The organism is Pedococcus badiiscoriae (assembly GCF_013408925.1).
Lineage (GTDB): Bacteria > Actinomycetota > Actinomycetes > Actinomycetales > Dermatophilaceae > Pedococcus > Pedococcus badiiscoriae.
On record NZ_JACCAB010000001.1, the window covers coordinates 3,051,233 to 3,077,718 of the forward strand.

Sequence of the window (26,486 nt, forward strand, 5' to 3'; positions counted from 1 at the left end):
GTGGGCGCCACGCGGCATACCTCGACTCCCGCGCGGCGCACCGTCAGCCGCCCTCCATAGAGTGGAGTCGTGGCTGACCCGTCGACCTACCGTCCGGCGCCGGGGGAGATCCCCGTCGACCCGGGCGTGTACCGGTTCCGGGACGCCGCCCGGCGCGTGATCTACGTCGGCAAGGCCAAGTCCTTGCGGCCGCGCCTGTCCTCGTACTTCCAGGACATTGCCGCGCTGCACCCGCGCACCGCCACGATGGTCACGACCGCTGCGAGCGTCGAGTGGACGGTGGTCTCGACGGAGGTCGAGGCGCTGCAGCTGGAGTACTCCTGGATCAAGGAGTTCGACCCGCGGTTCAACGTCAAGTACCGCGACGACAAGTCCTACCCCTACCTCGCGGTGACCCTCGGGGAGGAGTTCCCGCGGGCGCAGGTGATGCGCGGGGCCAAGCGCAAGGGCACCCGCTACTTCGGGCCCTACGCCCACGCCTGGGCCATCCGCGAGACGCTGGACCTGCTGCTGCGGGTCTTCCCGGTGCGCACCTGTTCCTCGGGGGTGTTCAAGCGGGCCGGCCAGGTGGGCCGTCCGTGCCTGCTGGGGTACATCGACAAGTGCTCGGCGCCGTGTGTGGGCAGGGTGAGTGCGCAGGAGCACCGCGCCATCGCGGAGGACTTCTGCGACTTCATGGCCGGCAACACGACGCGGTTCGTCAAGCGGCTCGAGCGCGACATGGCGGCGGCGTCGAAGTCCCTGGAGTTCGAGCAGGCGGCCCGCATGCGCGACGACCTGGTGGCGCTGGGCAAGGCACTGGAGAAGTCCGCCATCGTCCTGGGCGACGGCACCGACGCCGACGTCTTCGCGCTCGAGCACGACGGGCTCGAGGTCGCCGTCCAGGTGTTCCACGTCCGTGGCGGGCGGGTGCGCGGGCAGCGTGGCTGGGTCGCCGAGATGGACGACGAGACCGTCCCCGAGATCGTCGGCCACCTCCTCCAGCAGGTCTACGGAGGCGAGTCGGGGGACAGCGTGCCCCGTGAGGTGCTGGTGCCGGTGCTGCCGGAGGACCCGGAGGCCGTCTCGACCTGGCTGGGGTCACTGCGCGGCTCGGGGGTGGACCTGCGGGTGCCGCAACGCGGCGACAAGCGCACCCTGCTCGAGACGGTGCACCGCAACGCCATGCAGTCGCTGGCCAGGCACAAGCTCGCCCGCGCAGGAGACCTCACGGCGCGCAGCCAGGCCCTGCAGGAGCTGCAGTCGACCCTCGACCTGGCCGATGCGCCGCTGCGCGTCGAGTGCTACGACATCAGCCACATCCAGGGCTCCCAGGTCGTCGGGTCGATGGTCGTCTTCGAGGACGGGCTCGCCCGCAAGTCCGAGTACCGCCGGTTCGTGATCCGTGGCGAGCAGGTGGACGACACGGCGGCGATGAACGAGGTGCTCACCCGGCGGTTCCAGCGCTACCTCGAGGAGCGCGACCAGGCCACCGATGTCGAGCTCGGCCTGGATCCCGAGACCGGTCCCGACCGGATCGACCCCGACACCGGCAGGCCCAAGAAGTTCGCCTACCCGCCGCAGCTCGTGGTGGTCGACGGTGGCCTGCCGCAGGTCAACGCCGCGCAGGCCGCCCTGACCGCGCTGGGCATCGACGACGTCGCCGTCGTCGGGCTCGCCAAGCGGCTCGAGGAGGTCTGGGTGCCCGGCCAGGACCACCCGGTGATCCTGCCGCGGACCAGCGAGGGCCTCTACCTCCTGCAGCGGGTCCGCGACGAGGCGCACCGCTTTGCGATCACCTTCCACCGGCAGCGCCGGTCCAAGGCGATGACCACCAGCGTCCTCGACGGCGTCCCCGGTCTGGGGGAGACGCGGCGCAAGGCCCTGCTGCGACATTTCGGCTCGGTCAAGAGGATCCGCGCCGCCACTGCGGAGGAGCTGCAGGAGGTTTCCGGCATCGGACCTGCGCTGGCGGCCACGATTGCGGCAGAGTTGGCCACTGCAGACACCGCCGCACCCGCCGTCAACCTGATGACCGGAGAGGTCCTCGACGGTGACTGAGCGCGATGAGCGAGGAGACGGGGCAGGGATGACCGACCAGGACGCCGACGGTGGCGAGGGGCTCGACCCTGCCGAGCTGGTGATCGTGACCGGCATGAGCGGGGCCGGGCGTTCGACGACCGCCAACGTGCTCGAGGACTCCGGCTGGTACGTCGTCGACAACCTCCCGCCGCACCTGCTGGTCTCGTTGGCCGACCTCGCCAACGAGGCGCCGCGGCGGGCCGGTCTGCCGCGACTGGCCGCTGTCGTGGACGTGCGCGCCCGCGGGTTCTTCGACCACCTCCAGACGGCCCTCGACGAGCTCCGCGAGCGCGGCTGGCGGCCCAACCTCGTCTTCCTGGACGCCACGGACGAGGCGATCGTGCGCCGGTTCGAGTCCGTGCGGCGACCGCACCCCCTCCAGGGCGACGGGAGGCTGCTCGACGGCATCGCCCGGGAGCGCGCCATGCTGGCGGACCTGCGGGCCCACGCCGACGTCGTCATCGACACCTCCGGCCTGAACGTCCACCAGCTCGCCAAGAAGGTCCACCCGGTCTTCTCCGGCGACAGTGGCCCCAAGGTGCGCATCGCCGTGATGTCGTTCGGCTTCAAGTACGGGGTGCCCCTCGACGCCGACTTCGTGTTCGACATGCGGTTCCTGCCGAACCCCTTCTGGATCCCGGAGCTGCGCAACTTCACCGGCCAGGACGCGCCAGTGGCCGAGTTCGTGATGGCCCAGCAGGGGGCGCCCGAGTTCGTCGACCGGGTGGTCGCGCTGATGGACCCGGTGACCCAGGGCTACATCCGCGAGGGACGGCGCTACGTCACGCTGGCGGTGGGCTGCACCGGTGGCAAGCACCGCTCCGTGGCCGTGGCCGAGGCCCTGCGGTCCCGCCTGACCACCGACGACGTGGCGACGTTCGTCGTCCACCGCGACCTGGGGCAGGAGTGAGCGCCCGGTGACCGGGCCCGCGGTCGTCGCCCTCGGTGGTGGACACGGTCTCGCCGCATCGCTGGAGGCGCTCAAGCTGGTCTGCGACGACATCACGGCCGTCGTCACGGTCGCCGACAACGGCGGGTCCTCCGGCCGGCTCCGCGACGAGTTCGACGTGCTGCCGCCGGGCGACCTGCGGATGGCCCTCACCGCGCTGTGTGACGACACCGAGTGGGGCCACACGTGGCGTGACGTCCTGCAGCACCGGTTCCGCGGCGACGGCCAGCTGGGTGGTCACGCCCTCGGCAACCTCCTCATCACCGCCCTGTGGGACCTGCACCACGACCCGGTCACCGGCCTGGACCTGGTCGGCCGCCTGCTCAACGCGCGGGGACGCGTCCTGCCCATGGCCGCCGTGCCCCTGGAGATCACCGCACGGGTGCGTGGCCTGGACCCCCTGGACGCGGACGCGCTGTCGACGCTGCGGGGGCAGGTGGCGATCGCCACGACCAAGGGGACCGTGCTCAGCATCGCCCTCGAGCCGGCCGACCCACCGGCGGCCCCGGCGACGGTGGCGGCAGTGCGTGAGGCCGACTGGGTGATCCTCGGGCCCGGGTCGTGGTTCACCTCCGTGATGCCCCACCTCATGGTGCCGGCCCTGCGGGACGCGCTGCACGACACGACGGCCAAGCGGCTGCTGACGCTCAACCTCGAGCACTCCGGCGAGACGGCCGGCTTCACGGCGGCCCGCCAGCTGGAGTCCCTGGTGGACCACGCGCCCCGGATGAGGCTGGACGCGGTCCTGGCCGACCCCAGCGCCGTCGACGATGAGGCAGGATTGCGCACGGTGGCCGCACGGCTCGGGGCGGAGCTCGTCCTCGCCCCAGTGGCGCAACGCGGCGCACCGGGGCACCATGACTCGCTCCGGCTGGCCGCGGCATACCGTGACCTTTTCGGCTGAGAACGGACATGGCGCGCAGCGACCATGGTTGAGTCGGAGGCGAGACCACGCCGGTGCCCTGGGGGCCCCGGCGCGGCGGGGGAGGCAGCAGAGCATGGGACCGGAGCCCACAGTTCAGGATCGCGAGATGGCAGGATGAACCAATGGCTATGACGGCGCGGGTCAAGGACGAGCTCAGCAGGCTCGACGTCACGAAACCCTGTTGCCGCAAGTCGGAGGTGGCCGCCACGCTGCGTTTCGCCGGCGGTCTGCACATCGTGGGTGGGCGGATCGTCGTCGAGGCCGAGCTCGACACGGCCAACGCCGCCCGGCGCCTGCGCAAGAACATCAGCGACCTCTACGGTCACCCGTCCGAGGTCCTGGTCCTGGCGGCCGGCGGTCTGCGCAAGGGCAGCCGCTACGTCGTCCGGGTGGTCCAGGACGGCGAGGCCCTGGCCCGCCAGACCGGTCTGATCGACGCCCGGGGACGCCCCGTCCGCGGGCTTCCGCCCAAGGTGGTCAGCGCCTCGGCCTGCGATGCCGAGGCGGCCTGGCGCGGCGCCTTCATCGCGCACGGCTCACTCACGGAGCCCGGACGTTCCTCGGCCCTCGAGGTCACCTGCCCCGGACCCGAGGCCGCCCTGGCCCTCGTCGGAGCGGCCCGCCGCCTCGGCATCCAGGCAAAGGCGCGTGAGGTGCGTGGGGTCGACCGGGTCGTCATCCGCGACGGCGATGCCATCGGGGCGATGCTGACCCGGCTCGGTGCCCACGACGCGGTCATGGCGTGGGAGGAGCGCCGGATGCGCCGTGAGGTCCGGGCCACGGCCAACCGGCTGGCCAACTTCGACGACGCCAACCTGCGGCGCTCGGCGCGGGCCGCCGTCGCGGCGGGTGCCAGGGTGCACCGCGCCATGGAGATCCTCGGCGACGAGATCCCGGACCACCTCAAGGAGGCCGGCGCGCTTCGCCTGGAGCACAAGCAGGCGTCCCTGGAGGAGCTCGGCCAGCTCGCCCAGCCCCCGATGACCAAGGACGCCGTGGCGGGGCGCATCCGGCGCCTGCTCGCGATGGCCGACAAGCGGGCCCAGGACCTCGGGATCCCCGGGACCGAGGCCAACCTCACGCCCGACATGCTGGACGCCTGAGCGCATGACACGGATCGCCGTGGTCGGCACGGGCTACGTCGGACTCTCCATGGCAGTCCTGCTCGGCCAGCGACACGAGGTCGTCGCCCTCGACATCGACGCGGCCCGCGTCGACCTGCTGAGCTCGGGGCGCAGCCCCATCGCGGACGCCGAGATCGAGACCTTCCTGGCCCACCACGCGCTGACGCTGACCTTCACGACGGACCCCGCGACGGCCTACGCGGGTGCGGAGTTCGTCATCATCGCGACGCCGACCGACTACGACCCGGTGACCAACTACTTCGACACCTCCACGGTGGAGAAGGTCGCCGCCGACGTGGTGGCCGCCAACCCGACCGCGGTGATGGTGGTGAAGTCCACGGTCCCTGTCGGCTTCACCAAGGGGCTGTCCGAGCGACTCGGCACCGACAACCTGCTGTTCAGCCCGGAGTTCCTCCGGGAGGGCAAGGCCCTCTGGGACAGCCTGCACCCGTCCCGGATCGTCGTCGGGGAGCGCAGCGACCGCGGGCAGGCGTTCGCCGACCTGCTGCGCGAGGGCTCCGAGGAACCCGACGTCCCCGTGCTCCTGACCGACAGCACCGAGGCCGAGGCCGTCAAGCTGTTCGCCAACACCTACCTCGCGATGCGTGTCGCGTTCTTCAACGAGCTCGACACCTTCGCCGTGACCCACGGCCTCGACCCGCGCCAGATCATCGAGGGCGTCGGCCTCGACCCCCGGATCGGTCCCGGCTACAACAACCCGTCGTTCGGCTACGGCGGGTACTGCCTGCCCAAGGACACCAAGCAGCTGCTGGCCAACTACCAGAACGTGCCGCAGTCGCTCATCGAGGCGATCGTCACGGCGAACACGACCCGCAAGGACTTCGTGGCGACCGACATCCTGCGTCGCAACCCCCGCATCGTCGGCATCCACCGGCTGATCATGAAGTCGGGCTCCGACAACTTCCGGTCGAGCAGCGTGCAGGGGATCATGAAGCGCATCAAGGCCAAGGGCGTGGAGATCGTGGTCTACGAGCCCGCGCTGGCCGATGACCACTTCTTCGGCTCACGGGTCATCCGTGACCTCGCCGAGTTCACCGAGCTGTCCGACGTGATCGTGGCCAACCGGATGGTGGCCGAGCTGGAACCCGTGGCCGACAAGGTCTACACGCGCGACCTGTTCGGCGGAGACTTCTGACCGACTCCGGTATGCCGCCGTGCCCGGCTCGGGCGCGCGAGGTTACCGGCCCGTACGCCGGACCGCCGTGGCTCCCGCTGGACCTGCTCGATAGGCTCGGGGCCGAGCAAATCCGTGCCGCGCCACGCGGCATACCGTCCCCCTCTGAGAAGGACTTGGCATCGTGACTGTTCGCGTAGGTATCAACGGCTTCGGCCGCATCGGCCGCAACTTCTTCCGCGCCATCGAGGCGTCGGGAGCCGACATCGAGGTCGTGGCCACCAACGACCTGATGGACAACAAGACGCTGGCCCACCTGCTCAAGTACGACTCGATCCTCGGCCGCTTCCCCGGTGAGGTGACCTACGACGACACGTCGATCACCGCCGGCGGCAAGACCTTCCGGGTGTTCGAGGAGCGCGACCCGGCCAAGATCGACTGGGCTTCCGTGGGCGCCGACATCGTGGTGGAGTCCACCGGCTTCTTCACGGACGCGACCAAGGCCAAGGCGCACATCGACGGCGGCGCGAAGAAGGTCATCATCTCCGCGCCCGCGTCCAACGAGGACATCACCATCGTCATGGGCGTCAACGACGACCAGTACGACGCGGCCAAGCACACCATCATCTCCAACGCGTCCTGCACGACGAACTGCCTCGGCCCGATGGCCAAGGTGATGAACGACGAGTTCGGCATCGTCAAGGGCCTGATGACGACGATCCACGCCTACACCCAGGACCAGAACCTGCAGGACGCGCCGCACAAGGACCTGCGCCGCGCTCGCGCCGCCGCCCTCAACATCGTGCCCACCTCGACGGGCGCGGCCAAGGCGATCGGCCTCGTGCTCCCCGAGCTCAAGGGCAAGCTCGACGGCTACGCGCTGCGCGTCCCCGTCCCGACCGGCTCGGCCACCGACCTCACCTTCGAAGCCGGCCGCGAGACGACGGCCGACGAGGTCAACGCCGCGGTCAAGGCCGCTGCCGAGGGTCCACTCAAGGGCGTCCTCGTCTACACCGAGGACCCCATCGTGTCCAAGGACATCGAGACCGACCCGGCCTCCTGCATCTTCGACGCGGGCCTGACCAAGGTCATCGGCAACCAGGTCAAGGTCGTCGGCTGGTACGACAACGAGTGGGGCTACTCCAACCGCCTCGCCGACCTGGTCGTCCTCGTCGGCCAGACGCTCTGACCTCCGTGCACTCGATCTCCGAGCTGGGCGACCTGCGCGGCAAGCGCGTCCTCGTCCGGTCAGACCTCAACGTGCCGCTGGACTATGACGACGCAGGCCGCAGGACGATCACCGACGACGGCCGCATCCGTGCGTCCGTGCCCACGATCAAGGCACTGTCCGACGCGGGTGCCCGCGTCGTCGTGTGCGCCCACCTCGGCCGGCCCAAGGGTGCGCCGGAGGCGAAGTACTCCCTGGCCCCGGTCGCCACCCGGCTCGGCGAGCTGCTCGGCCGGGACGTCACCTTCGCCACCGACACGGTGGGGGAGAGCGCCAGGGCCGCGGTCGAGGCCGCCCAGGACGGCGACGTCGTGCTGCTGGAGAACCTCCGGTTCAACCCGGGGGAGACCGCCAAGTCCGACGAGGAGCGTGCCGAGTTCGCCCGCCAGCTCGCGGCGTTGGCCGACGTGTTCGTCTCCGACGGGTTCGGGGTCGTGCACCGCAAGCAGGCCAGCGTCTACGACGTGGCGCGCCTGCTGCCGTCCGCCGTCGGCGGGCTCGTCGAGACCGAGGTCGGCGTCCTGCGGCGCCTGACCGAGGACCCGGAGCGCCCCTATGCCGTGGTGCTGGGCGGTGCGAAGGTCTCGGACAAGCTCGGCGTCATCGACAACCTGCTCCGGACGGCCGACCGCCTGCTCATCGGTGGCGGCATGGTCTTCACGTTCCTGGCGGCGCAGGACTACGAGGTCGGCAAGAGCCTCCTCGAGGCCGACCAGCTCGAGCAGGTCAAGGGCTACCTGGAGCAGGCCAAGGAGCGGGGCGTCGAGATCGTCCTGCCCGTCGACATCGTGGCCGCCTCGGAGTTCTCCGCGGACGCCGAGCGCGAGGTGGTCCCCGCCGGGGCCATCCCCGCCGACCGGATGGGGCTCGACATCGGGCCCGAGTCCGGCGTGCTGTTCGCCGAGAAGCTCAAGGACTGCAGGACGGTGTTCTGGAACGGCCCGATGGGTGCGTTCGAGATGGAGCCGTATGCCGCGGGCACGGCAGCCGTCGCGAAGGCCATCGTCGAGCTCACCGAGGACGGCGCATTCACCGTCATCGGTGGCGGCGACTCCGCCGCGGCGGTGCGCCAGCTCGGTTTCGAGGACGACCAGTTCGGCCACATCTCCACCGGTGGCGGAGCGAGCCTGGAGTATCTCGAGGGCAAGGAGCTGCCCGGCCTGACCGTGCTCGACGAGGAGACCACCCGCTGATGGCACCGAAGACCCCCGGACGCACGCCCCTCATGGCGGGCAACTGGAAGATGAACCTCGACCACCTGCAGGCCACCCACCTGGTCCAGAAGCTCGACTGGACCCTGCGCGACGGCCGGCACGACTTCGGCGCGGTCGAGGTGGCGGTGCTGCCGCCGTTCACCGACCTGCGGTCCGTGCAGACCCTCATCGACGGGGACCGGCTCGAGCTCGTGTTCGGCGCGCAGGACCTCTCGAAACACGATGCGGGGGCGTACACCGGCGAGGTCTCCGGTGCCTTCCTGGCCAAGCTTGGCTGCACCTACGTGCTGGCCGGACACAGCGAGCGGCGGGAGTACCACCAGGAGTCCGACGACGACGTCAACGCGAAGGTCAAGGCGGCCTACCGGCACGGCCTGACACCGATCTTCTGCGTCGGCGAGCCCCTCGAGGTGCGCCAGGAGGGCACCTACGTCGAGCACGTCCTCACGCAGCTCGAGGCGGGCCTCGCCGACGTCACGGCCGAGCAGGCCAAGGCGATCGTCATCGCCTACGAACCCGTCTGGGCCATCGGCACCGGCGAGGTGGCCACGCCGCAGGATGCCCAGGAGGTCTGCTCGGCGATCCGCACCAAGCTGGCCGAGCTCTACTCGGGCGACCTGGCCGACGCGGTCCGGGTGCTGTACGGCGGATCGGTCAAGGCCGGCAACGTCGCGGCCATCATGGCGCAGGAGGACGTCGACGGCGCACTCGTGGGCGGCGCGTCGATCGACCCCGCCGAGTTCGCCTCGATCTGCCGCTACCGGCACCACCTGGCCACCGCCTGAGCGGCCAGCAGGTATCCTGACTCTTGCTGCCTGAACGGGCAGCGACAAACTGACGTCGACTCGAGATGGGTGCTCCGTGGAAGCCGTACGCATTGGCCTGCAGGTCCTGCTGGTCGTCGGTGGTCTGTTCCTGACGCTGCTGATCCTGCTCCACAAGGGCAAGGGTGGTGGACTGTCGGACATGTTCGGTGGCGGCATGTCCACGTCGCTGGGTTCCTCCTCAGTGGCCGAGCGCAACCTCGACCGCTTCACCGTGGCCGTCGGCATCGTGTGGTTCGCCTGCATCGTGGGCATCGGTCTCATCGACCGGTTCTCCGCCTGAGTCACCGCACGACCGCCTGACGGCACACTGACAGCCCGTTCCTGACTCACCCTCCCTGACCAGACTCCTCCTCACCAGACAAGGACCTTCCGCACATGGCAGGTGGCAACGCAATCCGAGGCAGCCGAGTCGGCGCCGGCCCGATGGGCGAGGCCGAACGCGGTGATGCCGCGCCGCGTGTCTTCGTGTCGTACTGGTGCGCCAACGGCCACCAGACGCGTCCGAGCTTCGCGGAGGAGCCCGGCCTGGCCGTCCCCGAGACCTGGGACTGCCCGCGCTGCGGGTTCCCCGCGGGCCAGGACGAGGCGAACCCGCCGGCCCCGCCGAAGGTCGAGCCCTACAAGACCCACCTCGCCTACGTGAAGGAGCGTCGCTCCGACGCCGACGGCAAGGCCATCCTCGACGAGGCCCTGGCCACGCTGCGGGAGCGCAAGCTCATCCAGTAGCCAGGTCGGCGGCTGACTCGGCGTCGACGAGCCAGACCGTCTCGCGGAGGCCGTGCACCTGCGCCGCACTGGAACGCTCGGGGCCGGCCCCCTCGACGCCGTCGCGCACCGCTTGCGCCTTGTCCGCTCCGGCGACGAGGAACCAGACCCGGTCGGAACGGCTGAGGCACTCGAAGGTCAGCGAGACCCGGTCCGGCGGGGGCTTGGGCGAGTCGTGCACCGCCACGGCGATCGCGTCGGTGGTGAGCTGCGCGGGATGGCCGGGGAAGAGCGAGGCGACGTGGCCGTCGGGGCCGACGCCCAGGATCATCACGTCGAACGCGTCCCCGCCGCTGCCACGGACCGCCGCGGCATACTGCTGCGCGCTGTCCTCCGCGGAGTCACTGGCGTCGGGTCCGGCGACCCGGTGCACCCTGGCCGCGTCGAGACCCAGCCGGTCGAGGCCGGCCGCGTCATTCTGGGTGTCGTTGCGGTCGGCGTCCCCGGCAGGCAGGTAGCGCTCGTCTCCCCACCACACCGAGACCCTCGACCAGTCCACCGCCGAGTGTGCCGGCGCCTCGAGGATCGAGGCGATGATCGCGGAGCCGAGCGAGCCTCCGGTCAGCGACACGTGAGGCTCCCGCCCGGCCGCCTGCAGGTCGAGCAGCGTGGTGACGAGGCGAGCGGCCCCGGAGTCGGCGACCGACTGCTTGTCGGGGTGGACGACCACCAGGGGGGCGGTCATGCCTTCGCTGCCTTGCGCTGGGCGGCGGTGCCGGTCGACGTGGCCTTGGCGAGCTTGCGAGCGGCGGCCTTCTTGACGTCGGCGGTGGCCGCCGCGGCAGGGGGAGCCGGCGCCTGGACCATCTCCGAGCTGGCCGTCTTCGCACTGGCCCGGGCGAGCCTGCGCGCCTGGCGCTCGGACTCCTTGACCGAGGGCGCGTCGCCCTCGCGCACAGCCTCGCTGGCGGTCACCGTCTTGGTGCCGATCCGCGCGAGCCCGCTGCGGATCGCCTCCTCGTAGATCTCGTCGGGGTCGAGTCGGCGCAGCTCGTCGGCCAGGCACTCGGCGGTCGCCCGGCGAGCCAGCGAGATCCGCCGGACCGGTTGGCCGGGCTGGCTGAGCGTGGCGATGGCTCCGTCGGGTCGCACCAGGTCGATCGCGCCACTGCGCCGCTCCAGCCGGACACTGACCATGCCGGTCCCGGATCGCGAACGAGCCCGCCGCACCGGGCAGCGGAGCGCCTGGGCGAGCCAGGCGGCCAACAGGTCGGTCGACGGGGAGTCCGAGCCGCCGGTGACCGTGGCCTCCGTGACCGGCTCGAAGGGTGGCTGGTCCATGGCGGCCGCGAGCAGCCCCCGCCACAGGGTGATGCGGGTCCAGGCGAGGTCGGTGTCTCCCCGCGTGTAGGTGCCTGCTCGTCCCTGGAGCTCGGCTCGGGGATGCTTCGACTCGGCGGCGTCGGTGATGCGACGCTGTGCCATCGAGCCGATCGGGTCCTGGGCCAGGTGGGTGGGGGCATCGGTCGGCCACCACGCAACCACGGGGGAGTCGGGCAGGAGCAACGGGATCACCACGCTGCGGCCGTGTTCGGTGAGGGCGCCGTAGAGCCGGAGCACCACGACCTCACTGGCCCCGGCGTCCCCACCGACGCGGATCTGGGCGTCGATGCGTGACTGACCACGCTTGTTGCCGATGACCACGGCGATGATCCGGCAGGGGTGCTGACGGCTGGCGTCGTTGGCGGCCTGGATCGCCTCCTCGGCATCCTGCTCGTCGACGACGATGAGCAGGGTGAGGACGCGTCCCAGCGCCATCGCCCCGGTGTCCTGGCGCAGCGCGACCAGCTTCTTGCTGATCGCCACGGTGGTCGTGCTGGGCAGGTCGACGATCAAGGCATCCTCCAGACGCGGCCATCGCGGTGCATCATCTCGTCGGCGGCGGCCGGGCCCCATCCGCCGGCCACGTAGGGCTCGACCTTGGTCCGCTGCTTGGCCCAGTAGGCCTCGACCGGGTCGAGGATCTCCCAGGAGAGCTCGACCTCCTCGTGCCGGGGGAAGAGCGGCGGGTCCCCGAGCAGCACGTCCAGGATGAGGCGCTCGTAGGCCTCGGGGCTGGACTCGGTGAAGGCGCGGCCGTAGCCGAAGTCCATCGTCACGTCGCGCACCTCCATCTGCGCGCCTGGCACCTTGGCGCCGAAGCGCATGGTGATGCCCTCGTCGGGCTGGACCCGGATGACGATGGCGTTCTGGCCGAGCTCCTCGGTCGCGGTGTCGTTGAACGGCAGGTGGGGCGCCTTCTTGAAGACGACGGCGATCTCGGTCACCCGCTTGCCGAGCCGCTTGCCCGTCCGCAGGTAGAACGGGACGCCCGCCCACCGGCGCGAGTCGATCTCGAGCTTCATCGCGGCATACGTCTCGGTGCGCGAGTCCTTGGCGACGCCGTCCTCCTCGAGGTAGCCGATCACTTGCTCGCCGCCCTGCCAGCCGGCGGCGTACTGGCCGCGGGCGGTGGACTTGCCGAGGTCCTTGGGGTGCCGCACGGCGGACAGGACCTTCTCCTTCTCGGCGCGCAGGTGCTCCGCGGCGAAGGAGACCGGCTCCTCCATCGCGGTCAGCGCGAGGAGCTGCAGGAGGTGGTTCTGGATCACGTCGCGGGCCGCGCCGATGCCGTCGTAGTACCCGGCCCGGCCACCGATACCGATGTCCTCGGCCATGGTGATCTGCACGTGGTCGACGTAGTTGGCGTTCCAGACCGGCTCGAACATCTGGTTGGCGAAACGCAGTGCCAGCAGGTTCTGGACCGTCTCCTTGCCCAGGTAGTGGTCGATGCGGAAGACCGCGTCCGGCGGGAAGACGCCCTCGACGATGTCGTTGAGCTCGCGGGCGCTCTTCAGGTCGTGGCCGAAGGGCTTCTCGATGACGACGCGACGCCACGCGTTCGCCTCGGGCTTGCTCAGCCCCGACCGTTCGAGCTGCTCGCAGACGACGGAGAACGAGGACGGCGGGATCGAGAGGTAGAACGCGATGTTGCCGCCGGTGCCGCGCTCCTGCTCGAGGCTCTTGACCGTCTCGGCGAGCAGGTCGAACGAGGTCGGGTCGTCGAACGTGCCTGGCACGAAACGGAATCCCTCGGCCAGGTTGCGCCACACACTCTCGCGAAAGGGCGTGCGGGCGTACTGCTTGACCGCGTCGTAGACGATCTTGCCGAAGTCCTGGTCGGCCCAGTCGCGACGGGCGAATCCCACCAGCGAGAAGCCCGGTGGGAGCAGCCCGCGGTTGGCCAGGTCGTAGATGGCCGGCATGAGCTTCTTGCGGGCCAGGTCGCCGGTCACCCCGAAGAGCACCAGGCCGCAGGGGCCGGCGATCCGGGGGAGCCGCTTGTCGCGTGGATCGCGCAGGGGGTTGTGGTCCTGCGTCACCCGCGTCGGACTCATGCGTCGCCTTCCGTGGGGGACAGGTCTGCCAGCGCCTTGGTGACCTGCGCCAGACCCGCGTCGTGGTCGGTGAGGTGCAGCTGCAGGACGGGACGACCGTGCTCGGCGAGCACCTGGGCGTCGCCAGCGGCCTGGGAGGCGATGAAGTCACCGAAGGTGAACTCGCGCCCCGGGATCGCCAGGTCCTGGTGCGGGGCCGTCGTGATCTGCAGGTAGACGCCCGTGGCCGGCCCGCCCTTGTGGAACTGACCGGTCGAGTGCAGGAACCGAGGTCCCCAGCCGAAGGTCGTGGGACGTCCGGTATGCCGCGCGAGCCCGGGCCGCACGTCCGCGAGGGCCGCGTCCGTGAGCCGGTCCAGGTAGGCCATCACGGCGACGTAGCCGTGCTCCGGGTCGAGCTGGGCGAACAGGGCGGTGACGGCCTCGGCGACCGTGCCTGCCCCGCCGAGCCAGTCGCCGCCCAGTGCACGGATCTCCACGGCGCCGTCGGTGGCCGCAGGCGCCCCGGAGTCGCCGACTCCCTTGTCCAGCAACGCGCGCGCCGCCTTCTTGGCGCTCTCGACGTCGGGCTGGTCGAACGGGTTGATCCCGAGCAGGCGGCCGGCGGCGGCCGTGGCGACCTCCCACAGCAGGAGCTGCGCACCGAGCGGTCCGCTGACGGCGACCTCGGAGCGGCTGGCGTCCGCGCCACCGTCGGGGTCTGCGCCGAGGACGAGGTCGTCGTCGGAGTCGCTGACGAGCCGGGCGACGGTGACGTCCGCCGCCGGCCGGGCCACCTCGCGGTCGGAGTCGCCCGCCACGACGACCGGCAGGATGCCGGTGCCCTGCTTGCCGGTGCTCTCGGCGATCAGCTGCTCGGCCCAGTCGGCGAACCCGACGATGCCGGACCCCTCGTCGACGATGACGAGCTTGTCGCGCAGGGGGTCGGTGCCCGCCATCGCCGCGGCGAGGCGCAGGCCGGGGTTGGCGTCGTCGTCCGCGCTCAGCACGTCCGCGACGGCCTCGGCGTCGTCCAGCAGTGCCTCGAGGTCGGCGCCGGCCAGCCCGGAGGGGACCAGGCCGAAGGCGGTCAGGGCCGAGTAGCGGCCACCGACGTTGGGGTCGGCGTTGACGACTCGGTAGCCACCGGCCCGCGACTCCTCGTCGAGGGGGCTGCCGGGGTCGGTGACGACCACGATGCGAGCCGTGGGGTCGATGCCGAGCTCGGTGAACGCCGCCTGGAAGGCGCGCCGCTGCGAGTCCGTCTCCACGGTCGAGCCCGACTTGCTGGAGACGACCACGACGGTCCGCTCGAGGTCGGTGATCGCCGCGCGAACCATGTCGGGCTGGGAGGAGTCGAGGACGACGAGGTCCACCCCTGCCGTCGCGCAGATGACCTCGGGGGCCAGTGAGGAACCACCCATGCCGCACAGGACGACCCGGTCGACGCCTTCACCGCGCAGCTGTTCGCGCAGCGCGGCGATCTCACCCAGCAGGGGTCGGGAGGACCGGGGGAGGTTGACCCAGGACAGCCGGATCGCCGACTCCGACTCCGCCTCGGGACCCCACAGGGTGGCGTCCTGGGCGAAGAGCCTGCTCGCGAACTTGGCCTCGACGAGGTCGGCCACCTTCGTGGCGATGGCATCGGCCGCCGCGCCCGATGCCACCACGCCGAGAGAGCTCACTGGTCGGCCTGCTTGCCCGACTGCTCAACGTCGGCACGGGCGAGGTCGAGGTCGGACTGGGCCTCGTCGAGCAGCTCGCCCCACGACACCTCGAACTTCTCGACGCCCTCGCGCTCGAGCTGGGCGGTCACGTCGGCGTACGAGATGCCGAGGCTTTCGAGGGCGTCCAGCACCCCGCCGGCGTCCTGGTACCTGCCGGTGACCGTGTCGCCGGTGATCTCGCCGTGGTCGGCCACCGCGTCGAGGGTCTTCTCGGGCATGGTGTTGACCGTGTGGGGCGCGACCAGCTCGGTGACGTAGAGCGTGTCGGGGTAGGCGGGGTCCTTGACGCCCGTCGAGGCCCACAGCGGGCGCTGGGCGTTGGCGCCGTCGTCGGCCAGGTTCTTCCAGCGCGGGGTCGCGAACACCTCCTCGAAGGCCTGGTAGGCCAGGCGGGCGTTGGCCACCGCGGCCTTGCCCTTAAGCGCCTTGGCCTCGTCGGTGCCGATGGCGTCGAGCCGCTTGTCCACCTCGGTGTCCACGCGGGACACGAAGAAGGACGCGACGGAGTGGATCTGCGAGAGGTCCTTGCCCTTCTCGCGGGCCTGCTCCAGCCCGGTGAGGAAGGCGTTCATGACCCCGCGGTAGCGGTCGAGGGAGAAGATCAGGGTGACGTTGACGCTGATGCCCTCGGCGAGCGTCTGCGAGATGGCGGGCAGTCCCTCGACGGTGGCCGGGATCTTGATGAGCACGTTGGGACGGTCGACGGCGGCATACAGCTCCTTGGCCTGCTCGACGGTCTTGGCCGTCTCGTGGGCCAGCCGGGGGTCGACCTCGATCGACACCCGGCCGTCGACGCCGTTGGTCGAGTCGTACAGCGGGCGAAGGATGTCGCAGGCCCTCTGGACGTCCGAGGTGGTCAGCGCGAACACGGTCTCGTCGACCGTCTTGCCTTCTGCCGCAAACTTGCGCAGGTCGGCGTCATAGCGATCTCCCTTGGCCAGGGCGGCCTGGAAGATCGAGGGGTTGGTGGTCACGCCGACGACGCCCTTGTCATCGATGAGCTCCTGCAGGTTGCCCGTCTCGATCCGCTCGCGGGAGAGGTCGTCGAGCCAGACGGAGACGCCGTTGTCGGCGAGAGCCTTGAGTGCTGCGTTCTCAGTCACGTGGGTCACTTCCCTTTGCTGGCTGCGCTCTTGGTCGCAGCGCTGTTCTTGGTGGTGGTGTCGGTGGCCTTGGTCGGGGAGACCTCGGCGCGCGGGCGGGTCTGGGTGACGGTCGCCGCGGCACTGTTGCGGGCGGTCGCCTTGGCGTCCTTGAGGGAGTCCTTGGCGGCCTTCACCACGGCCTCCGGGGTGAAGCCGAACTCGCGGTAGAGCGTCTTGTAGTCGGCCGAGGCGCCGAAGTGCTCGATGCTGACGCTGCGGCCGGCGTCGCCGACCAGGTCGTGCCAGCCGAGCGAGACGGCGGCCTCGACGCTGACGCGAGCGCGGACCTCGGGCGGCAGCACGCGGTTCTGGTAGGCCTTGCCGGCGTCCTCGAACCACTCGCGGCACGGCATCGACACGACGCGGGTGGGGATCCCCTGGCGCTCCAGGGTCTCCCTGGCCTCCAGCGCGATCGACACCTCGGAGCCCGTGGCGATGAGGATGACATCGGGCTTGCCCTTGCCGTCGGCGCCGCCGTCGATGAGGACATAGGCGCCCTTGGCGACTCCGGTGGTCTTCGCGTACTTCTTCCGGTCGAGCACTGGGAGGTTCTGGCGGGTGAGGGCCAGCCCGGCGGGACGGCCGTTGCGCAGGACCTGGGCCCAGGCCGCGGCGGTCTCGTTGGCGTCGGCCGGGCGGACGACGTCCAGACCCGGGATCGCGCGGAGGGCCGCGAGGTGCTCGATCGGCTGGTGGGTCGGGCCGTCCTCGCCGAGGCCGATGGAGTCGTGCGTCCAGACGTAGGTGACCGGCAGCTGCTGGATCGCCGCGAGACGCACGGCGGGGCGCATGTAGTCGGAGAACACGAGGAACGTGCCGCCGTACGGCCGGGTCAGCCCCTCGAGCGCGATGCCGTTGAGGATCATCCCCATGCCGTTCTCGCGGATGCCGAAGTGGAGGGTGCGCCCATAGGGGCCGCCCTTCCAGTCGCGGGTCTGCTTGGCCTTGGGGATGAAGGACGGCTCGCCCTCCATCGTCGTGTTGTTCGACTCGGCCAAGTCGGCGGAGCCACCCCAGAGCTCGGGCATGACGCCTGCCAGTGCGGTGAGGACCTTGCCCGAGGCGGCGCGGGTGGCCATCCCCTTGTCCATGTCCGCGGGGAAGACCGGCAGGGCGTCGTCGAGCCCCTCGGGGAGCTTGCCGTCGACGAGCCGGTCGAGCAGGGCGGCACGGTCGGCATTGGCCTTGCGCCACGCGGCATACGTCTTGTCCCAGGCCTTGTGGGCGGCCTTGCCCCGGGCCACGACCTGGCGGGCGTGGGCGAGCACGGCCCGGTCGACCTCGAACGTCTTCGTGGGGTCGAAGCCGAGCAGCTCCTTGGTGGCCGCGATCTCGGCATCGCCGAGCGCCGAACCGTGGGACTTGCCGGTGTCCTGCTTGGTGGGGGCGGGCCACGCGATGATCGTGTGGAGGCGGACGAGGGTGGGACGCTTGGCCTTCTTGGACTTCTGGAGGGCCGTGAAGAGGGCGTCGACGTTCTCGACATAGGTCGCGCCGTCACCGTTGCCGCGCCAGTCGACGTCGACGACGTCCCACCCGTAGGCGGCGTAGCGAGCGGCCACGTCCTCGGAGAACGAGATGTTGGTCTGGTCCTCGATGGAGATCTGGTTGGCGTCGTAGATGACCGTGAGGTTGCCGAGCTCCTGGTGGCCGGCCAGCGAGCTGGCCTCGGCGGACACGCCCTCCATGAGGTCGCCGTCGGAGGCGATGACCCAGATGTGGTGGTCGAAGGGGCTCTCGCCGGCGGCCGCGTCGGGGTCGAGCAGGCCGCGCTGGCGCCGCTGTGCCATGGCCATGCCGACCGCGGAGGCGAGGCCCGAGCCGAGCGGGCCGGTGGTGATCTCGACGCCCCGCGTGTGGTGGACCTCGGGGTGGCCGGGGGTGAGCGAGCCCCACGTGCGCAGGGCCTGGAGGTCCTTGAGCTCGAGGCCGTAGCCGGACAGGTAGAGCTGGATGTACTGGGTGAGGCTCGAGTGCCCCGCGGAGAGGACGAACCGGTCACGACCGAGCCATGACGCGTCGCCCGGGTCGTGGGTCATGACGTTCTGGAAGAGCAGGTAGGCGGCGGGCGCGAGGCTCATCGCGGTGCCCGGGTGACCGTTGCCCACCTTCTGGACGGCGTCGGCGGCGAGAATGCGGACGGTGTCCACGGCGCGGACGTCGAGGTCGCTCCAGCCGGCCTTCCTGGCCACCGGTCGGGGCAATGCACTGCTGCGCTTCCTCAGGGGCTGGGACTTCGCGGATCGGGTGGTGGTGGGCACGGATCGGTTCTCCTCACACTGAGCTGCACAGGCGGCGCATGACAACGATCCGAGACTAGTCCCGTGGGTGACCTGCGTCGCATCCAGTCCCGCCCGTGGGCGCCTCCCCAGCCGGGATAGACTGACGGGGCCCGGAAGCACCAGTACCACCCGAAGGACGCCGTGACCGCACTCGATCCGACAGCCCGGATCTCTGCGTCCCCGGCCCCGGCCCCGGGACGCAGAAGCAAGGCAGCGGCATACCTCGCGCTCACCAAGCCCCGCATCATCGAGCTGCTGCTCGTCACGACGGTGCCGGTGATGTTCCTGGCGCACAAGGGGATTCCGTCGCTGTGGCTCATCGTCGCCACGCTGGTCGGCGGGGCGCTCAGCGCCGGCGCGGCCAACACCTTCAACTGTGTGTACGACCGCGACATCGACGCGGAGATGCACCGCACCAGCAACCGTCCGATGGTGACCGGGGAGATCAGCCCGCGCGCGGGCCTCGTCTTCGGAGTGGTCCTCACCGTCGTCTCGACCGTCTGGTTCGCCCTGGTCGTCAACTGGCTCTCAGCGGCCCTCTCGCTCGGCGCCATCGTCATGTATGCCGTGGGCTACACGATGATCCTCAAGAGGCGCACCGCGCAGAACATCGTCTGGGGTGGCGCGGCGGGCTGCATGCCCGTCCTCATCGGCTGGTCGGCGGTGGCGAACTCGGTGTCGTGGTCGGCCGTGGTCCTGTTCCTGGTGATCTTCTTCTGGACCCCGCCGCACTACTGGCCGCTGTCGATGAAGTTCAAGGACGACTACGCGGCGGCGCACGTGCCGATGCTCCCGGTCGTCGAGAAGTTCGTCGTGGTCGCCCGCCAGATCGTGGCCTACTCCTGGGCGATGGTCGCGGCGTCGCTGGCGTTGGTGTGGGTCAACCCGATGGGCTGGATCTACCTCGGCACCGCGATCGTCACCGGGGTGCTCTTCCTGCTCGAGGCCCACCGCCTGCTGCGGGTCGCCAAGACCGGTGCCGACCCCCGGGTGCTCAAGCCGATGCGCCTGTTCCACTTCTCCATCACGTACGTCGGCATCCTGTTCCTCGGCGTGGCCGTGGACCCGCTGCTCTACCTGCCGGTCGTCCCGCGCTGACGCGTCTCCCGTCGGAGCGCCCGTCGGACTCCGCTACCTGTTGCAGGTGACGACGAGGCCCAGCTGGGCCACCGACCGGGGCATGCTGAGGCGCACGCCACCGTCACCGCCGGACTTCGAGCAGTCCGGGACATAGCGCGGCCAGAAGACGAGCACCGCGCCGGCAACGACCAGGGCCAGCACGAAGAGCTGGCGCATGAGGTGGATGCGGGGCGTTTCCATGTCAGGAGTGTGCCTGCGTCGGCGCCGCAGCGGGAGGACCGTTCGGCCGATTTTTCAGCGCGTCGTGGACCGCAGCCTGACCATGGCGCGGGTGAGCGCGACCACGAGAAGCGTTGCAAGGAGCATGTGCACGAGCACCACCACCCAGGGCAGGCCGGTGAAGTACTGCGTGTAGCCCACCGCCCCCTGCGCCATGGTCACGGCGAAGACCACCGCCCAGGCCCGCCCGGGGGCCGAGGACGACCCCGTCAGCCGGCTGGCGACCCAGACGGCGACGACCAGTCCGACGAAGAGCGTGACCGCGTCGGCGTGCAGCCACGAGACGGTCCGCGGGTCGAACCCGAACCGTGCCGGCTGGGTGGCGTCGCCCGAGTGGGGTCCGGAGCCGGTCACCACGGTGCCCAGCAGCAGCACCACGGCGGCGACCGCGCAGGTGAGCCACCCGAGCCTCTCGACGAGCGGGTGGACCGCGAGGGCCCGCGCACCCCCGCCCTCCGGGGCGCGGAACACGAGGTATGCCGCAGCGGTCACCAGGCACATCGACACGAGGAAGTGGGCGGAGACCGTGGCTGGGCTCAGGCCGGTACGCACCGTGATCCCGCCCAGAACCGCCTGGACGCCGACGCCGCCGAGGACCACGAATGCCGCCACGCGCAGGTCACGACGGGGCCTGCACCACCGCCACACGGCATACAGGGTCGCGATCGCGGCGATGCTCACGACACTGGTCAGGGTGCGGTTGCCGAACTCGACGTAGCGGTGCCAGCCCTCGGCCTGGTGGGCCACCGGGGTGTAGGACCCGGGCACGCACTGCGGCCAGGTGGGGCAGCCGAGCCCGCTGCCGGTCAGGCGGACGAGACCGCCGGTGACGACGATCAGCACCTCGGCAACCAGGTTGGCGAGCAGGATCGTGGGCAGCCACACCCGTCCGGCAGAGGCCGTCGGGGCAGCGACGGTGGAGGGCGAGGCGGGTGCTGCGGTCACGCCACGAGGGTACGGCTCAGGGTCGGCACCGAAGCCGTCGGGGGAGTCCCGCTGGCGCTGGCGGTCAGTCGCTCCAACGGAAGAACCGGCGCGCCAGCGCCGTGGCGACCAGGGCCCAGACAGTCAGGACGAGCCAAGCCCCGGGGAGGGCCCGTCCCTCGACGAACGCCGCCCGCAGGCTGTCGCCGAGGGCCGCCGACGGCAGCAGCGCGACGATTCCGGCGAACCGCGCTGGGAGCTCGGTGCCGGCGATGACGACACCGCCGAGGGCGAGCAGCGCCACCCACAACAGGTTGGCGACGGCCAGCACCCCCTCGGCACGAAGGGTGCCCCCGAGCAGCAGCGCCAGGGCGACGAAGGCCCAGGTCCCCAGCGCGAGGGAGAGCACCGCCGCGGGTATGCCGCGCAGCGTGGGCTCCCAGCCCAGCGCCAGTCCGAGCCCTCCGATGACGACCACCTGCACGCCGATGACACTGAGCACCGCCAGCGCCTTGGCCAGGACCAGTCCGGTGCGGCCAAGCGGGGTCACGCCGAGGAGCCGCAGCACGCCGTAGCGACGGTCGAAGCCGGTCGAGATCGCCTGACCGGTGAAGGCCGAGGAGATGACGCACAGCGCGAGCACTCCCGGGACGGCGAGGTCGACCCGGCGACCGCCACCGAGCGAGATGGACCGGGCGTGGACGAGGGCGATGAGAACGGCGGCAGGCAGCAGCACGGCCACCAGCAGCTGCTCGCCGTTGCGCAGCAGCGTGACCGCCTCGAACCGCGCCTGCGCCAGGACCCGGGCGGCCGGTCCGGCCGGTCCGGCCGGGAAGGCAGAGCCGACCCCTGCGACCGGTGCGGCCGGGGTGGCTGGCGTGGCCGGCGTGGCTGGCGTGGACTCGGCGGTCATGCCACGGACCTGCGGGTGAGGGCGAAGTACCGATCCTCGAGCCGGCCGCCGCCGGTGACCTCGGCGAGCGAGCCCTGCGCGACCACGGCACCGGACGCGACGACGACGATGTGGTCGGCCAGCCGCTCCGCCTCCTCGAACGAGTGGGTGGTGAGGACCACCGCGGCGCCCTCGTCGGCGAGGGACCGCACGAGCTCCCACACGTCGAGCCGGGCATGCGGGTCGAGTCCGGCGCTGGGCTCGTCGAGGAAGGCGACCTCAGGACGGCCCACGAGGGCCGCCGCGAGTGCCACCCGCTGGCGCTGGCCGCCGGAGAGCCTGCGCACCGAGGTGCCGGCGAACTCGTGGATCCCGAGGCGTCGGACGAGGGGCTCGAGAGGTGCGGGGTCCGCATACATCGACGAGAGGTGACGCAGCAGGCGCAGCGGCCGGGCCGAGGCCGGCAGACCGCCGTCCTGGAGCATGACGCCGACCCGGGCCCGGTGGGCGGGGCCGGCCTTCCACGGGTCGGTGCCCAGGACGCGCACCTGCCCGCCGTCAGGGCGACGCAACCCCTCGCAGCACTCGACCATCGTCGTCTTGCCGGCGCCGTTGGGTCCGAGCACCGCGGTCACCGCGCCGGGCTCGGCCTGCCAGGACGCGCCGTCGAGCGCCGCCACGCCGCCGTAGCGCTTGGCGAGATCTGAGACGAGGACGGCGGGTGGCACGCCTCGAGTCTAGGCAGCCGCGCGGTCGGTGCCGGAGGCGGCCCGAGGACCTCAGAGGACTCGCCGGGGGCGAGGTGTGGGCGAGGTGTGGGCGGCTTCCCCATGTCGAGGGGTACCTCAGCGGCGGACGGTGAGGACATCGGGTCGACACGACCTCCACCGCACCAAGGAGCACGGTCATGAGCATCACCGCACATCCCTACATCGTCGTCGCCGAGCAGCTGTGGAAGCAGGAGAGCCTGTCCGGCGCCAACCTCGCCCCGAGGCGGGCGCACCGGCCCCGCACGCCCCGCACGCCGCGCAGCCCGCGCACGCTGCGGTGGCCGCGATGGCCGCGCAGGGCCCGCGACTGGCGCCTGCCCCGCCCGCTGGGACCCGCCGTGCGCACCACCCCGCGCCCGGTCTGAGGCCCCCGGGACGGCGCTGCGGCACAGATAGGGCAGTCGCCCCATGTGCCCGCCCGCCTCAGAGGAACACCGTGGAGACACGCCACCACCGGCACCACCCCACCACCAGCACCGCCATCCCACCACCAGCAAGGAGCACAGCATGAGCATCTACGCAGACCCGCTGTTCGTCGCCGCAGAGGTCCAGTACCGCACCCGGAACCTGTCGGACGGGCTGGCAGGGGCGGTCCCGGCGCGGCACCACGGCCACGCCGTCCGGACCGCCCTCGGTCGGGTCATCCACGTCCACCGTCACCCTCGGGGCGCCGCCCGCACCGGCCCTGCTCGCATCGCCTGACCGCGACGCCCCGATGGTGACCGCCCCGATGGTGACAGCGCCGATGGTGACAGCGCCGATGGTGACAGCGCCGATGGTGACCGCGCTGCACCCCGAATCCCACGACGCCGTGTCGGACCGCTCCGACATAATCGGTGCCGTGGGTTTCGAGCGTTCGTCAGCGGGCTTGTTCGTCGGACGTGACGCCGAGGCGACCAGGCTCGCCGCCCTCCTGGGACTCGACGCGGGACTCGACGCGCGGTCGGGGACCGGGATGGTCCTGTTGTCCGGTGACGCAGGCATCGGCAAGACCCGCATCCTCGCCGAGGTCGCGGCGCGGGCCCGCGCCCAGGGCTGGAGCGTGCTGGTCGGGCACTGCCTGGGCGAGGCCGGCCAGTCGCTGCCCTACCTGCCGTTCATCGAGGTCCTCGGACGCCTGGAGAGCACGTCGCCCGAGCTGCTCGACCGGGTCGTGACGGCTCACCCGGGGCTTGCCCGGCTGGTCCCGTCGCGTCGCGCCGAACCCCACCCCGACGACCCCGCCGACGCGGCGGTCGACCGCGGCGACCTCGTCGAGGCCGTCCACGGCGCGCTCGACGACCTGGCCTCCGACGGGCCGATCCTGCTCGTGGTCGAGGACGTGCACTGGGCCGACCAGTCCTCCCGCGACCTGCTGACCCTGCTGTTCACCCGGGGGTTCTCCCGGCGGGTGAGCATCGTGGCGTCCTACCGCAGTGACGACCTGCACCGGCGCCACCCCCTGCGGAACACCCTCGCGCACTGGTCGCGGCTGGCCGAGGTGGAGCGGCTCGACCTCGCGCCGCTGCCCGACGACGCCGTCCGCCAGCTGGTCCGGGGGCTGCAGGCCCGGCCCCTGGCCGAGGCCCAGGTGCGCCAGGTGGTCGAGCGCGCAGAGGGCAACGCCTTCTTCGCCGAGGAGCTGGTGGCCGCGACGTCGCTCGGCGGGTCGGGTCTGGCCGAGGACCTGTCGCGGCTGCTCCTCGTGCGCTTCGACCAGCTCGACACCGCGGGGCAGCACGTGGTGCGGGTGGCCTCGGCCGCCGGGCGGCACGTGTCCCACCGCCTGCTGGCGGAGGTCGCCGGTCTCGGCGAGGCCGAGCTCGACGCGGGTCTGCGCGACGCGGTCGAGCACCACGTCCTGGTCCCCACGGACAGTGGTGGCTACGCCTTCCGGCACGCCCTGCTGGGCGAGACGGTCTATGACGACCTCCTGCCGGGCGAGCGGGTGCGGGCCCACGAGAGGTATGCCGCGGCGCTCGGGCAGGACCGGTCGCTGGGGACCTGGGCGGAGCTGGCTCGGCACGCCTCGGCGGCGGGCCGGCGCGAGCAGGCGCGCGAGGCGAGCGTGCGGGCCGGCGACTCCGCCATGCGCATGGCAGGGCCGGAGGAGGCCTTCCGCCACTTCCAGAACGCGCTGTCCCTGATGCCCGAGACCGACCCCGAGTCTGATGCGGTGACCCTGCGGGCCGCCACCGCTGCCACTGCGGTGGGCCACGCCCTCAAGGCCCTCGAGCTGCTCGAGGAGCGACTGGCCCGGCGTCCGGTCGACGCGGACCCGGCCGGTCGCGCCGAGCTGCTCGCGGCCCTGGCCACGACGGCCCGGATCACGGAGAGCACGCTCGACACGCTGGCGGCGACCAAGGAGGGTCTCGGCCTGCTGGACGAGGTGGAGGAGGACCACCTCCAGACGCGGGCCCGGCTGCTCGCGGCGAGGGTGCAGGCCCTGGCCGACCGGGGAAGGGACGGCGAGGCGATCGCCGCGGTGCAGGAGTCCGTCGCCGCGGCCGAGGCCGCCGGACTCCGCGACCTCGCCGACGAGGTGCGGGTCGTCGAGGCCCGCATCCTCGAGCGGGCCGGAGACCCCGAGACCTCGCGGGCGACCCTCGAGCGGATCATCGCGACCTCGCGCACCCCCGGGGACCCGGCCGAGGTCCGGGCGTACCACCACCTCGGCTGGCTGCACCACCGGGCGGGACGGCTCGACGAGGCCGTCGAGGTCTACCGAAAGGGGGTCGAGCGCGCTCGGGGCGCCGGGCGGCCCTGGGCCCCCTATGCCTTCGACGGCCGGCTGCTGGCAGGGATCGCCGCCTACGAGCGGGGCCGGTGGTCCGAAGCCCTCGACATCCTCGACGTCTCCCGCGAGGTCCCGCCGGAGCCGGCCCGGTCCCTGCTGACCGGAGCCCGGATGTACGTGGCGGCGGCCCGGGGCGACTTCTCCGCCGTGGCGGGCCTCGATGTCTCCAGGCCCTGGTGGGAGCAGGAGGGACTGGTCTCGCTGCTCGCCGGCAGCGCCGCCATCGACCTCTACGGGCACGCCGACGACCTCGCGTCCGCCATGCGCGTGCACGACGAGGTGGTCGAGGTGCTGAACCGCGTCTGGTACCCGCTCTTCCAGGGTCAGCTACGGCTCGACGCGCTGCTGCTGGGCCAGCTCGGCAGCCACATCCAGCGGGTCCCGAGCTCCGAGCGGCCGGCGCTGCTGGCTCGCGGTGCCGAGCTCGCCGACTCCGCCACGCAGGTGTGGGACGAGGCGATCACCCGGCCGGGCAACGACGGCCCCGAGTCGACGGCCTGGCTGGCCAGGGCCGCGGCCGAGGCCCTGCGGTTGCGCTGGCTCGGGGGCGAGGAGGTCGACCCGGTGCGGATGGTGGAGGCCTGGAGGGCGGCGGTCGACGCCTTCGACGTCTACGGACACCCCTACGAGAGCGCCCGGTCCCGGGCCAGGCTCGGGATCTTCCTCAAGTCCACCGGCGACCCTCGCGGCTCGGACGAGCTCAAGGCCGCGCTCGAGGTCGCGCAGCGGCTGGGGGCCGAACCGCTGCGAGCCGAGATCCGGCTCGGCGGGGGAGTGCGCTCCACTCCCAGGCACTCCTCCCGTCAGGGCGAGGCACTGACGACGCGGGAGGCCGAGATCCTCGCGCTGGTCGCCCTCGGGCGCAGCAACCGGCAGATCGGCACCCAGCTGTTCATCAGTGCGAAGACCGCCAGCGTCCACGTGTCCAACATCATCGCCAAGCTCGGCGTCACCGGGCGGGGCGAGGCTGTGGCGGTGGCCCGCGAGCGGGGGCTGCTCGACTGAGCGGCGGGTTAGGCTCCCCTTG

24 protein-coding genes are annotated in these 26,486 nt (G+C 71.5%); 14 read left to right on the forward strand and 10 right to left on the reverse strand.

The features are described 5' to 3' along the window. The first annotated feature begins 69 nt into the window (after positions 1-69). The 10 genes from uvrC to BJ986_RS14420 all read left to right on the forward strand — a co-directional run bounded on the left by uvrC (position 70) and on the right by BJ986_RS14420 (position 10,189). Positions 70-2,040: an excinuclease ABC subunit UvrC gene (gene uvrC / locus BJ986_RS14375; RefSeq protein ID WP_179422764.1), complete on the forward strand. Its 1,971-nt coding sequence runs from the start codon at positions 70-72 to the stop codon at positions 2,038-2,040. 28 nt (positions 2,041-2,068) lie between these two features. Next, positions 2,069-2,971, forward strand: coding sequence for an RNase adapter RapZ (gene rapZ, locus BJ986_RS14380; RefSeq protein ID WP_179422766.1), 903 nt, complete (start codon positions 2,069-2,071; stop codon positions 2,969-2,971). Between the two features lie 7 nt (positions 2,972-2,978). Further along, complete coding sequence (locus BJ986_RS14385) at positions 2,979-3,914, forward strand: uridine diphosphate-N-acetylglucosamine-binding protein YvcK (protein ID WP_179422768.1); 936 nt, start codon at positions 2,979-2,981, stop codon at positions 3,912-3,914. Between the two features lie 143 nt (positions 3,915-4,057). Beyond that, complete coding sequence (gene whiA, locus BJ986_RS14390; protein ID WP_179422770.1) at positions 4,058-5,038, forward strand: DNA-binding protein WhiA; 981 nt, start codon at positions 4,058-4,060, stop codon at positions 5,036-5,038. Between the two features lie 4 nt (positions 5,039-5,042). Continuing rightward, a complete protein-coding gene (locus BJ986_RS14395) occupies positions 5,043-6,215 on the forward strand; it encodes a nucleotide sugar dehydrogenase (RefSeq protein ID WP_179422772.1) in 1,173 nt (390 codons plus the stop codon). 163 nt (positions 6,216-6,378) lie between these two features. Beyond that, positions 6,379-7,383, forward strand: a complete 1,005-nt coding sequence (gene gap, locus BJ986_RS14400) for a type I glyceraldehyde-3-phosphate dehydrogenase (RefSeq protein WP_179422775.1) — start codon at positions 6,379-6,381, stop codon at positions 7,381-7,383. A gap of 5 nt (positions 7,384-7,388) precedes the next feature. Next, complete coding sequence (locus BJ986_RS14405; RefSeq protein ID WP_179422777.1) at positions 7,389-8,615, forward strand: phosphoglycerate kinase; 1,227 nt, start codon at positions 7,389-7,391, stop codon at positions 8,613-8,615. Further along, positions 8,615-9,421, forward strand: a complete 807-nt coding sequence (tpiA, locus tag BJ986_RS14410; protein ID WP_179422779.1) for a triose-phosphate isomerase — start codon at positions 8,615-8,617, stop codon at positions 9,419-9,421. The genes BJ986_RS14405 and tpiA overlap by 1 nt, the downstream gene beginning before the upstream one ends. Before the next feature lie 76 nt (positions 9,422-9,497). Next, positions 9,498-9,743 (forward strand): preprotein translocase subunit SecG, encoded by a 246-nt coding sequence (gene secG, locus BJ986_RS14415; RefSeq protein WP_179422781.1) that lies wholly within the window; start codon positions 9,498-9,500, stop codon positions 9,741-9,743. 95 nt (positions 9,744-9,838) lie between these two features. Further along, the gene (locus BJ986_RS14420; RefSeq protein ID WP_179422783.1) at positions 9,839-10,189 is read left to right on the forward strand and encodes an RNA polymerase-binding protein RbpA; all 351 of its coding nucleotides are present in this window, start codon (positions 9,839-9,841) and stop codon (positions 10,187-10,189) included. Here the strand turns inward: BJ986_RS14420 and pgl are convergent. Genes pgl through tkt form a run of 6 tightly spaced genes read right to left on the reverse strand, consistent with a single transcriptional unit; the run spans position 10,179 to position 18,717 of the window. Next, positions 10,179-10,913, reverse strand: a complete 735-nt coding sequence (gene pgl, locus BJ986_RS14425) for a 6-phosphogluconolactonase (protein ID WP_179422785.1) — start codon at positions 10,911-10,913, stop codon at positions 10,179-10,181. The genes BJ986_RS14420 and pgl overlap by 11 nt on opposite strands. Further along, complete coding sequence (gene opcA / locus BJ986_RS14430; RefSeq protein ID WP_179422787.1) at positions 10,910-12,064, reverse strand: glucose-6-phosphate dehydrogenase assembly protein OpcA; 1,155 nt, start codon at positions 12,062-12,064, stop codon at positions 10,910-10,912. Before opcA ends, pgl begins: the two co-directional genes overlap by 4 nt. Beyond that, a complete protein-coding gene (zwf, locus tag BJ986_RS14435) occupies positions 12,061-13,605 on the reverse strand; it encodes a glucose-6-phosphate dehydrogenase (protein ID WP_179422789.1) in 1,545 nt (514 codons plus the stop codon). Before zwf ends, opcA begins: the two co-directional genes overlap by 4 nt. Beyond that, the gene (locus BJ986_RS14440) at positions 13,602-15,269 is read right to left on the reverse strand and encodes a glucose-6-phosphate isomerase (protein ID WP_179422791.1); all 1,668 of its coding nucleotides are present in this window, start codon (positions 15,267-15,269) and stop codon (positions 13,602-13,604) included. Before BJ986_RS14440 ends, zwf begins: the two co-directional genes overlap by 4 nt. Next, on the reverse strand, positions 15,266-16,414 hold the full coding sequence (gene tal / locus BJ986_RS14445) for a transaldolase (RefSeq protein WP_179422793.1): 1,149 nt from the start codon (positions 16,412-16,414) through the stop codon (positions 15,266-15,268). Before tal ends, BJ986_RS14440 begins: the two co-directional genes overlap by 4 nt. Positions 16,415-16,419: 5 nt before the next feature. Then, complete coding sequence (tkt, locus tag BJ986_RS14450; protein ID WP_179422795.1) at positions 16,420-18,717, reverse strand: transketolase; 2,298 nt, start codon at positions 18,715-18,717, stop codon at positions 16,420-16,422. A gap of 162 nt (positions 18,718-18,879) precedes the next feature. Between tkt and BJ986_RS14455 the strand changes: the two genes are divergently transcribed. After that, positions 18,880-19,836 (forward strand): heme o synthase, encoded by a 957-nt coding sequence (locus tag BJ986_RS14455; RefSeq protein WP_179422797.1) that lies wholly within the window; start codon positions 18,880-18,882, stop codon positions 19,834-19,836. Positions 19,837-19,869: 33 nt separating this feature from the next. Here BJ986_RS14455 and BJ986_RS14460 read toward each other — a convergent pair whose 3' ends face one another. From BJ986_RS14460 to BJ986_RS14475, 4 genes are all read right to left on the reverse strand, one after another. Next, a complete protein-coding gene (locus BJ986_RS14460) occupies positions 19,870-20,058 on the reverse strand; it encodes a hypothetical protein (protein WP_179422799.1) in 189 nt (62 codons plus the stop codon). 54 nt (positions 20,059-20,112) lie between these two features. After that, positions 20,113-21,042, reverse strand: a complete 930-nt coding sequence (locus BJ986_RS14465; protein WP_337795352.1) for a COX15/CtaA family protein — start codon at positions 21,040-21,042, stop codon at positions 20,113-20,115. Positions 21,043-21,106: 64 nt separating this feature from the next. After that, complete coding sequence (locus BJ986_RS14470) at positions 21,107-21,934, reverse strand: ABC transporter permease (protein WP_179422801.1); 828 nt, start codon at positions 21,932-21,934, stop codon at positions 21,107-21,109. Then, on the reverse strand, positions 21,931-22,641 hold the full coding sequence (locus BJ986_RS14475; RefSeq protein WP_179422803.1) for an ATP-binding cassette domain-containing protein: 711 nt from the start codon (positions 22,639-22,641) through the stop codon (positions 21,931-21,933). Before BJ986_RS14475 ends, BJ986_RS14470 begins: the two co-directional genes overlap by 4 nt. A 179-nt stretch (positions 22,642-22,820) precedes the next feature. Here BJ986_RS14475 and BJ986_RS14480 point away from each other — a divergent pair, with 179 nt between their 5' ends. From BJ986_RS14480 to BJ986_RS14490, 3 genes are all read left to right on the forward strand, one after another. Continuing rightward, positions 22,821-23,048 carry a hypothetical protein gene (locus BJ986_RS14480; RefSeq protein WP_179422805.1) on the forward strand — a complete coding sequence of 76 codons (228 nt, stop codon included), beginning with the start codon at positions 22,821-22,823 and terminating at the stop codon, positions 23,046-23,048. 142 nt (positions 23,049-23,190) lie between these two features. Then, the gene (locus tag BJ986_RS14485) at positions 23,191-23,385 is read left to right on the forward strand and encodes a hypothetical protein (protein ID WP_179422807.1); all 195 of its coding nucleotides are present in this window, start codon (positions 23,191-23,193) and stop codon (positions 23,383-23,385) included. Between the two features lie 139 nt (positions 23,386-23,524). Further along, a complete protein-coding gene (locus BJ986_RS14490; RefSeq protein ID WP_179422809.1) occupies positions 23,525-26,464 on the forward strand; it encodes an AAA family ATPase in 2,940 nt (979 codons plus the stop codon). Positions 26,465-26,486 lie beyond the last annotated feature (22 nt).